This window comes from Actinomycetes bacterium (assembly GCA_036000965.1).
Taxonomy (GTDB): Bacteria; Actinomycetota; CALGFH01; order CALGFH01; family CALGFH01; genus DASYUT01.
This window is the reverse complement of record DASYUT010000274.1, coordinates 1-9,301: the sequence shown is the minus strand read 5'-3', so window position 1 is coordinate 9,301 and position 9,301 is coordinate 1. Positions and strand designations below refer to the sequence as shown.

Annotated in this window: 9 protein-coding genes; 5 read left to right on the top strand and 4 right to left on the bottom strand. The window is 71.0% G+C overall.

Annotated elements, in window-relative coordinates; all coding sequences use genetic code 11:
• Nucleotides 1-536: 536 nt before the first annotated feature.
• Nucleotides 537-992 carry a tryptophan-rich sensory protein gene (locus VG276_24225; GenBank protein ID HEV8652406.1) on the top strand — a complete coding sequence of 152 codons (456 nt, stop codon included), beginning with the start codon at nucleotides 537-539 and terminating at the stop codon, nucleotides 990-992.
• Nucleotides 993-1,688: 696 nt separating this feature from the next.
• Here VG276_24225 and VG276_24220 read toward each other — a convergent pair.
• Nucleotides 1,689-1,928 (bottom strand): hypothetical protein, encoded by a 240-nt coding sequence (locus VG276_24220; protein HEV8652405.1) that lies wholly within the window; start codon nucleotides 1,926-1,928, stop codon nucleotides 1,689-1,691.
• Nucleotides 1,929-2,025: 97 nt separating this feature from the next.
• On the opposite strand from VG276_24220, the gene VG276_24215 reads away from it, so the two are divergent.
• The 3 genes from VG276_24215 to VG276_24205 all read left to right on the top strand — a co-directional run bounded on the left by VG276_24215 (nucleotide 2,026) and on the right by VG276_24205 (nucleotide 3,576).
• Nucleotides 2,026-2,346, top strand: coding sequence for a metalloregulator ArsR/SmtB family transcription factor (locus VG276_24215; GenBank protein ID HEV8652404.1), 321 nt, complete (start codon nucleotides 2,026-2,028; stop codon nucleotides 2,344-2,346).
• Nucleotides 2,343-2,864 carry an SRPBCC domain-containing protein gene (locus tag VG276_24210; GenBank protein HEV8652403.1) on the top strand — a complete coding sequence of 174 codons (522 nt, stop codon included), beginning with the start codon at nucleotides 2,343-2,345 and terminating at the stop codon, nucleotides 2,862-2,864. Before VG276_24215 ends, VG276_24210 begins: the two co-directional genes overlap by 4 nt.
• 307 nt (nucleotides 2,865-3,171) lie before the next feature.
• Nucleotides 3,172-3,576 (top strand): DUF998 domain-containing protein, encoded by a 405-nt coding sequence (locus VG276_24205; protein ID HEV8652402.1) that lies wholly within the window; start codon nucleotides 3,172-3,174, stop codon nucleotides 3,574-3,576.
• Here the strand turns inward: VG276_24205 and VG276_24200 are convergent.
• The 3 genes from VG276_24200 to VG276_24190 all read right to left on the bottom strand — a co-directional run bounded on the left by VG276_24200 (nucleotide 3,476) and on the right by VG276_24190 (nucleotide 8,881).
• The gene (locus tag VG276_24200) at nucleotides 3,476-6,013 is read right to left on the bottom strand and encodes an FtsX-like permease family protein (protein ID HEV8652401.1); all 2,538 of its coding nucleotides are present in this window, start codon (nucleotides 6,011-6,013) and stop codon (nucleotides 3,476-3,478) included. The genes VG276_24205 and VG276_24200 overlap by 101 nt on opposite strands.
• Nucleotides 6,014-6,021: 8 nt before the next feature.
• Nucleotides 6,022-6,840 carry an ABC transporter ATP-binding protein gene (locus tag VG276_24195; protein ID HEV8652400.1) on the bottom strand — a complete coding sequence of 273 codons (819 nt, stop codon included), beginning with the start codon at nucleotides 6,838-6,840 and terminating at the stop codon, nucleotides 6,022-6,024.
• A 364-nt stretch (nucleotides 6,841-7,204) separates the two neighbouring features.
• Complete coding sequence (locus tag VG276_24190) at nucleotides 7,205-8,881, bottom strand: ATP-binding protein (protein HEV8652399.1); 1,677 nt, start codon at nucleotides 8,879-8,881, stop codon at nucleotides 7,205-7,207.
• Between the two features lie 185 nt (nucleotides 8,882-9,066).
• On the opposite strand from VG276_24190, the gene VG276_24185 reads away from it, so the two are divergent.
• Complete coding sequence (locus VG276_24185) at nucleotides 9,067-9,300, top strand: hypothetical protein (GenBank protein HEV8652398.1); 234 nt, start codon at nucleotides 9,067-9,069, stop codon at nucleotides 9,298-9,300.
• The last annotated feature ends 1 nt before the right edge of the window (nucleotide 9,301 follow it).

Below are 9,301 nucleotides of genomic sequence, written 5' to 3'. Positions count from 1 at the left end.
GCCGGTCGCGTATCAGCGATTGTCCGACTTGCGAACCAGCGGGTGTGGTCATGACCTGCGTTTCTGCCGTGCCGGCAGAAACGCAATCAGGCCGATCGGGATACCCAACCGACTCGCTAGACTCCCCGGCAGAGATCAGGGCCGGATGCGGTCTCTACCAAGCCCCTCGGCTGCCGTACTACGCAGCTGCGGTCGCGTAGTCCGCGCCGCTGATCGAGGATCATCCGGAGGTCGGCAACGGCGTCGCTGAGCATGTCGAGGTCGGCCTCGAACTCGTCCAGGCACCTCGGCGAGTATCTGGACCGTTTGGGCGAGCCCGTCCAGAGCGCCCGCGCGGAGCTCGGGCACGGACAGGATCAACGCCCGACCGACCTGACGGCAGCTTGCTAGCGACCAAGGATCGCTACAGAGACCGTTACGAACCGCTGGGTTCGGATGGGTTCGATGGTACGTGGACCTAACGTGGACCAGGCCAGGCCCGGCAAGGCCGACCACTCGTGCTTGACTACGCGGGGATTGTGGCCCTTGGAGGCGGGATGAACTGGGGTCGGTTGCTCGTCACCCTCGGTCTGGTGCTCGGCGCCGCGGTGCTCGGCAACGTCTTCGTCAGCCGGGAGGCGCAGCAGTGGTTCCGCGCGCTGCGGTGGCCACGCCTCATGGTGCCCTACCCGGCGCTGGTCGCCGCTGCCGCGGTCTACTACCTGCTGATGGGCGTCGTACTCGATCGCGCGCTCGCCCACGGCGACACCGTCGCGGTCGTGCTTGCGCTGGTGGTGCTCGTCCTCAACGAGGCATGGAACGTACTGTGGTTCGGCCGGCGCAGCCTGCGGTGGGGCTTCCTCGGCGCCGTCGTCTTCCTGGTCCTGCTGCTCGCGTTGGAGGTGGCCGTCCTCGAGGATGTCGTCTCGGCGCTGCTGCTGGCGGGGTACGTCCTCTGGGTCGCCTATGACCTGATCTGGCTGTACCAGATGTGGCGGCTGAACGAGGCGTAATGGATGGGCGGTCCCGTCCGGGCGCCGACGCCGTTGGCGTTCCCGGTCCCTCGGCGCCCAAGGAACGCGACGATCGGCCGGGACGCGGCAAGATCGTTCAGGGCCTCACTGACCCCTTCCTTATCAGGCGCGCTTTCGCCTGTTTGTCTGTCCTGCCCGTGTTCTCCTCCCCAGGTAGGAGAGGATGGGGCCTTAGCGTGGTTGTCCTGCTGGAACCGAGGTTGTCCGATGTGGCACGCGGATGGCACGGCCTTGCCCCAGCGTCTTCAACACCCTTCATCCGCCTGGTCTTTCGGTTGTGCGGCCGGCCGTCGCGCCACGGTTGTCGCTTGACACGCAGCGATCTGGGAACGAAAGCTGGTGGGGAAGCGCCGCGCCGACCGTCGACGATGTTCCGAGCTGAGAAGCTGGGAGAACAGGCATGAACGGCGCCGAGAGCCTGCTCCGCACCGCTGCTGCGGCGGGGGTGGAGGTCTGCATCACTGCTCAGCTGGCCTGCTGCTCGCCCCGGGGGCCGGTGGCGCAGGTGGGCACTGCTGCCGCGAGGTCAAGGGCGATGGGACGGCCGAACTTGTTGGGTGCGGTCAGCCTCGACCGACGTGGGCAGCGGGCACCCAAGAGTTTGGCCGCATGCCTCGATCGCGCTTGACCGTGGCTACGGCAGGACGCCGCTGCTGCCACCAGCGGGCCAGTGGCTCAGGAGCTGGCTTGCCCTCTCGCCTGTGTCAGGACCCTACCCAGGTCGATGCCCTGCTCGGCATCCACCCGCGCACGGCGTGGCTGGCCGGGCAGCCAGTTGAAGCCCCAGCGCCACTCCGACCCTGGTGGGTGCTGCTGGATGAGCAGGTCGATCAGCGGCTTCAGCTGGGCCTCGCTGACCTCGACGTGGTGATGGCCGCGCCAGGGCCGGTACAGGGGTGGGTCCACCTCGGGCACGCGGACCCCACGCCGCCGCCAGCAGTGGATACGGCGCCAGCGGGCCTGACATGTGACCAACTTGACACGTGACTGTCCTGTCACCTATCCTTGGGGTGTGACCGACGACGACCGCGTGTTCAAAGCACTCGCCGACCCGACGCGGCGCTTCCTGCTCGACCGGCTCTTCGCGCGTGACGGCCGCACGCTCACCGAGCTTGAGTCCGAGCTGGAGATGACCCGCTTTGGCGTCATGAAGCACCTGCGCGTGCTCGAAGACGCGGGCCTCGTGGTCACGCGCCGGCAGGGCCGGGAGAAGCTGCACTACCTCAACCCGGTGCCGATCCGGCTGCTCCACGACCGCTGGATCGACAAGTACACCGAGCGCCACGTCTCGGCGCTCGCCGACCTCAAGACCAAGCTCGAGGAGAAGCCATGACCAGCACGACGGAACCCGGCACGACCACGCAGGTCCACCGGGTCTACATCAAGGCCACGCCCGAGGCGATCTGGGAGGCGATCACCAAGCCCGAGTGGACCGAGCAGTACCTGTACGAGTCGCGCGTCGAGTACGACCTGCGCCCGGGCGGCGCGTACCGGGCGTACCCGAGCGAGGCGATGCGGGTCCACGGCGCGGAGCTGGGCCACCCGATCCCCGACGTGGTCGTCGACGGTGAGGTCGTCGAGGCCGACCCGCCGCGCAAGCTGGTCCAGACCTGGCGCATGCTCATGGACCCGACCATGGCGGCGGAAGGGTTCACGCGCCTGACGTGGGAGCTCGAGGAGCTCGAGGGCGGCGTCGCCAGGCTCACGGTGACCCACGACCTCCAGGGCGCACCGCAGCTCGCGGCGCTGGTCAGCGGCGCGATGGAACACGAGGGCGCCGGCGGTGGCTGGAACGAGGTCCTCAGCGGGCTGAAGACGCTGCTTGAGACCGGCAAGCCGCTGCGGGGCTGAGTCGACACGGCGGAGACCCCGCGTGCGGGGTCTCCGCCGGGCAGCCCTGGTCGTTCAGGCCAGAAGGTACGCGAGGAGGGAGACGAGCCGAGATGAAGCATGTCCGCATCCAGAAACCGAGAGGCCGACGGCGGCGTTCGTGGCTCGAGGTCCTTCCCCTGGATCCTCGGGACCCGACGTTCTGCGAGCCAAGTCTGTGGCCGTCACCGTTCGTTCGAGGAGGTGACCGCGCAAGACGGCCAGACGCCCAACAAAACAGCAGCTTCGACGTACCTGGCAATGTGGCACCAAGCGAGAGGACACCACGATGACCCAGAACCTCACCACACCTCGCGCTGGGGCGCACAGCCCACCCACGGCGACGACCACGAACGCGACCAGAGCGCTGCTGGCCTGCGGCGTTGCCGCCGGCCCGCTGTTCGTCGTCGTGGGCTTGCTCCAGATGCTGTCCCGCGACGGGTTCGACCCCACACGTCACCCGCTGAGCCTGCTGAGCCTCGGCGGCCTGGGCTGGATCCAGATCAGCAACTTCGTGGTTGCCGGCCTGCTGTTCGTCGCCTCCGCGGTCGGGATGCACCCCAGGTCCCGTCCCGGGGTGGCGCGGCGTCCGGCTACTCGCTGGCGATGGCGGCGAGGACGTTCAGCCTCGCCGCCCGGCGCGCCGGGCGCAGGCCGGCGAGCACGCCGGCGAGGGCGCCGACCAGCAGGATGACCGCCAGCTGCCCGAGCGGGGCGGCGAACGCGGTGGTGCCGTCGCCCGCGGCGGCCCGCACCAGCGCCCAGCCGAGGAACACGCCCAGCCCCAGGCCGCCGGCGGTGCCGAACAGCGCGACGACCACCGATTCCCAACGCACCATCGCCCGTACCTGCCCGCGCGTCTCCCCGACCGCCCGCAGCAGGCCGAGCTCGCGGGTGCGCTCGTGGATCGAGAGTGACATCGTGTTGGCGATGCCCATCAGCGCGATCACGATCGCAAGCATGAGCATCACGTAGACGATCGTCATGATCGGATCGATGGCGCTGGTGAGCGTGTCCGCGTACTGGGCGCGGTCCTGCACGTCGGGATTGCCGTAGGCGCCGGCGACCCGCTCGACCGCTGCCCTGCCGGCGTCCAGGTCGGTGCCTGGCCGCAGCGCGATGAGCACGGTCGAGTCGACGTCGGTGGCGTGGGGCGGCCACTGGGCGCGGGGCAGCAGGTAGTTGCCGACGACCGCGTCCTGGCTGTTGTAGATCGCGCCCAGCGTGAACGTCTCGGTGGCGCCGTCGGCGAACCGGACCGGTACCGCGCTGCCGACCCGCCAGCCCTTGTCGTCGGCCACGCTCTTGGCGACGGCGAGCTGCTGGCCGGCCAGCTCACCGATCGAGCCGGCCGCCATCTGGAGATCCACCACGCCGTCCAGCCGCGCAGGGTCGGCGACCGTGACCTCCTGGCTGGAGCCGCCCACCAGGGCCTTGCGCGTGCCGATTCCGGCGGCCTGCCGGACCTCGGGAAGCCTGGCGACCGCATCCGCGAGCCGCGGGTCGAGCCGGCCGCCGGTGAAGCCGCTGGAGGTGATTGCCAGGTCGCCGCCGAACGAGCGCGACACGGTCTGCTGGATGGATGCCTGGACGGACGCGGTGAACACCGTGAACAGCGCGACCACGGCGACGCCGATCATCAGGGCGACGGCGGCGCCGGCCGTGCGGCGCGGGTTGCGCATGGCGTTCTGCCTGGCAAGCGACCCGGTGATCCCGCGAAGCCGCCGCAGGGGCGCGCCGATGAGGCGGCTGGCCGGCCTGGCCACCACCGGGCCGAGAACCACCATGCCGACCATGGTGAGGACCGCCGCGACGCCGGTGAGCTGCGCTGTCGCGCCGCCGCCGGCGAGCACCGCGCCAAGCGTGGCGGCCACGCCGGCGCCGGTCAGGACGGCCCCCGTGACGCCGCGGGCGCGCGATGCGGCTGGTGGCTCGGCGGCGACCGCTCGCATGGCCGCCAGCGGCGCCACCCGCGACGCCCGCAGAGCAGGCAGCACGCCCGCCAGCAGGGTCACGCCGATGCCCACGGCGACCGAGAGGGCCGCGCTGCTCGCCTTGACCACCAGGCCGCTGGTGGGCAGGGGGAAGCCGAACCCGGCGAACAGGGCCTTGAGGCCCGTGGCGACGCCGATCCCGCCGCCGAGGCCGACCACCGAGGCGACCAGCCCCACGGCCAGGGCCTCGACCACGACCGACGACAGCACCTGCCGCCGCGACGCGCCGATGGCGCGCAGCAGCGCGGACTCGCGCGTGCGCTGGGCGACGATGATCGAGAACGTGTTGGCGATGCTGAACATGGCGACGAACAGGGCGATCCCGGCGAACACCAGCAGGAAGGTGCGGAAGACGCCGAGGAAGCCCTGGTTGATGTCGGTGATGCTCTCGTGGCTCAGTTGCTTGCCGGTGATCGCCTCGACGCCGGCGGGCAGCAGCGGCCGCAGCTCCTGCACCAGCTCCTGCTGCGAGACGCCCGCGGCGGCCTTGACCAGGATGCTGGTGACCTCGCCCGGCCGGTTGGTGAGGTGCTGGCGAGCGCCGTCGAGGCTGAAGCCGACGTAGCTGGAGCCGCCGAAGGCGTCGGCGTCCTGGAAGGTGACGATGCCGACGACCGTCACGGGGACCCGCTGTGGGGCGACGATCGCGGTGCGGTCGCCGACGCGCAGGCCGCCGTCCTTGGCCGCGCCCCGGTTCACGACCACCTCGTCAGGCGCCTGTGGCGCGCGGCCCTCGGCGAGCCGGTAGGGGGTCAGGCTCGGGTCGGTGATCCAGTTGCCCGCCCGGGGCGGCCCCATGGTGCTGAGCACCTTGCCGTCCTTGCCGACGATCTGGCCGAGCCCGGTCACGACCGGCAGGACCTCCGCCGCGCCGGGCGTGGAGCGGAGACGCTCGACCAGCGAGGCGTCGATCGGCCCGCGCGGGGCGGCCGGGTTCGAGTCGACCTTGGTGGCATTGCGGACCACGGCGCCGGTGTCGCCGGTCACGCTGGTGAACAGGGTGTCGAAGTTGGCCCGCAGCGTGTCGCCGAGCACCAGCGTGCCCGACAGGAAGGCGACTCCCAGCAGCACCGCCAGGAACGTGCCGGTGAGCCGCCGCTTGTGGCTCCACAGGCCCTTGAGGATGATCGCGAGCATGCTGCACCTCACTCCCCGAGAGACTTGATGCGGTCAAGGACGGTCTGCGGCGTCGGCGAGGCCAGCTGGCCGACGATGCGGCCGTCGGCCAGGAACAGCACCGCGTCGGCGTAGCCTGCCGCGACCGGGTCGTGGGTGACGGTCACGACCGTCTGCCCCAGCTCGTCGACGGCGCGGCGCAGGAAGGCGAGGATCTCGCCGCCGGAGCGGGAGTCGAGGTTGCCGGTGGGCTCGTCCGCGAAGACGATCCGCGGTCGGGTCACCAGCGCACGCGCCACCGCGACCCGCTGCTGCTGGCCGCCGGACAGCTCGGCCGGGCGGTGCGCCAGGCGCTCACGCAGGCCGACGGTGTCGATGATGCCGTCCAGCCAGCTCCGGTCGGGCCGCGCGCCGGCGAGCGCCAGCGGCAGCGTGATGTTCTCCAGGGCCGTCAACGTGGGGACCAGGTTGAAGGACTGGAACACGAACCCGACCTGCTCGCGGCGCAGCAGGGTCAGCTCCCTGTCCGACAGGGAGCCGAGCTCGACGCCGCCGAGGAAGACCTGGCCCGAGGTGAGGGTGTCCAGCCCGGCGACGCAGTGCATGAGGGTCGATTTGCCCGACCCCGACGGGCCCATGATGGCCGTGAAGCGCCCGCTCTCCAGGTCGACGGTCACCTCGTCGAGCGCCCGCACCGCCGTTGGGCCCGAGCCGTAGACCTTCGTCGCCCGCACGGCGCGCGCGACCGCGCCGCCCGCGTCCACGACGGCGGGTGCGGCCTCCGCGGCCTCACGGAACCCGTTGGTTGATCGCTGCCGTGCCGCGCGGTCGGCCGGCGCCGCTGTCATGTTTCTTTGCATGTCGCGAGCTCTCCCAGCTCGGTGATGGGTCCCACCGATGGTCGCGATCTCCAGGGCTCCCGTCGTCGTCTGGACGGAGGCTTTGCGGGTCGCCCGGCGGGCGCAGTGGCGCGGCGGCCCTCTACCCCCGGCGAAGTACCGGCCAGCAGGCGGAGCCGGTAGCGGGGCTCGGCCGACACCAGCGCCGCCGCCTGCTCAGCAGCCGAAGGATGCGCAGCTCTTGCTCCCGGTTCAGCTTGCGTTCGCGTCGCTCCCGCCCGCCGGCTCCTGGGACTCCAGGGGCCGAAGCCCGACGTTCGGCGAGACGACGCCGTCCTGGGGCTCAGTCGGCGAGACGACGCCGTCCTGGCGCTCAGTCGGCGGGGCCGGTGGCTGCCGCAGAGGCAGGCGGGTCGGGTAGCAGGACCCGAAATGACGAGCCGCCGCCGGGCCGCTCCTCGACCCAGGCTCGGCCGCCGTGCAGCTCAGCGAAGCGGGCCACGAGTGTGAGACCGATGCCGACACCCGGCGCGTGGGTCGGGGCCTCCGGTCCCTGGCGGAACGGCTCGAACAGGACCGCCCGCAGCTCGGGCGGCACCCCGCTGCCGGCGTCTTCGACCGCGATCAGCACGCCCCGGTCCTGGCGGGCGACCCTGACCCAGACCGGCGTGTCCGGCGGGGTGTGACGGTCGGCGTTGGCCAGCAGGTTCTCGATGATCCGCTCGACCTTGGCGGGGTCCACCTGGGCGAACACGGGCTCCACCGCCAGCTCCAGCGACCGGCCCATCTCCTGCCATTCCCTGCCGATGCGGCCCACCAGCGCGGCCAGATTGGTACGGCGCAGCTTGGGCGTCACGATCCCGCGGTTCAGCCGGTCCAAGTCCAGCAGGTCGCTGAGCAACCGGTCCAGCTTGCTGGCGTTGGCGACCAGCCGGTCGACCAGGTCGGCGGCATCCTCCTCGGCCAGCGTCGACCTCGCTCGCTGCAATGTCAGTGCAATACCGACAATCGCCGCAAGCGGGGTGCGCAGCTCGTGGGAGACGGCGTTGAGGAAGACGTTCTTTACCTCGTCGAGCGCCCGCAGCTGCCCGGTGGCCTGCCGCTCGCGCTCAAGCGCCTCGCGCATCGCCTGCTCGGCCAGCTTCTGCTCGGTGATATCGATGACGAACCCGTGCCACAAGCTCGGCTCGCCGGGTTCGCCTTGCACCAGCACAGCATGGTCACGGAGCCATACCACGCGGCCGTCCTTGGCGATGCTCCGATACTCCATGCGCCACGGGTCACCGGTGAGCTCGACCCGCCGGTCCTCGGCCAGGACCCGCTCACGGTCGTCGGGGTGCAGAATCGTCTTCCAGAACCCTGGCTGCCCCGACTCCTCTGGCGTGTAGCCAACGATGTCTTCGACCCGTGGGCTTTCGTACAGCCAGGAGCCGCCGATGGCGTGGACCTCGGTGTAGACAAGCGCGGGGAGCTGCTCGAGCGCCGTCCGGTAACGCGCTTCGGACTCGCCCAGCTCGGCCAGCTCCCGCCGGGCAGCGGCAAGCCGCACGGCGTTGTCGATCGCCACCCCGGCCAGGTCGCCGAAGCGGCGCAGCAGCTCAATCTCGGCCTCGCCAAAGACCCGGCCCGGCTTGCTCGAGGCCACGCCGAGCACTCCAACCACCGCGCCGCGCGAACGCAGCGGCACGGCGAGTGCGCCGCAGCTCCCGTCCTCCCCGCGATCCCCCCGCAGCCGACGAGGCCAGGTCTGGCACTCCCCCACGGCCAGCGGCGCGCCGATCCGCCACACCTCGCCCGCTAGCCCCTCCCCCTTGCCGACGCTACGGCCCACGCTCGTCGTGAAGCACCCGGTCCCGCACCGGACGACGAGCCGCCGGCCACCGTGCTCGACGAGGTAGAGCAAGGCGCCCGGGCCGCCCACCAGCCGCCCAGCCGAGGTCACGACCTGTTCGAGCAGGTCAGCGAAATGTGGCTGCTCGGCGGGCTCGGGCGGGGACGCTCGCGCTCCACCCACCCATCCGAACCAGGCGTCGGCCCCTATGGCCGGCACGTCCCCTCCCGCTCGATCGATGACCGCCGCCCCACCGTTCGGCGGCCCGGGCTACGAACCGTTGGCAAATAGAGCGTTCGAAACTGGAACACACTACTGCGGGGGGCAGGCTCGAAGCGACCTGCAAGGGGGCGAAGTATCCCGCCTTGGCGGAGAACAGTCGGCGAGCGGGGAGGAGCAGCACGATGACCGGGTGGAACGAGCTCAGTTGGGATGAGGCGATGCGGCGGGCCCATGCGGCGCTGCTCGTGTCCGAGGCGTTGTACGACGAGATCGACGCGGAGGAGGGTCGCTCGAACATCGATATCGAGAAGCATCTGCGCAGGGCCGAGGTGAAGGCCTCACAGGCCAGGTCATGGGTCGCGATCGCGCAGGCCCTTGGCACCCAGCGCGACCGGTACGGAGCTGCCGGCGGGTAGA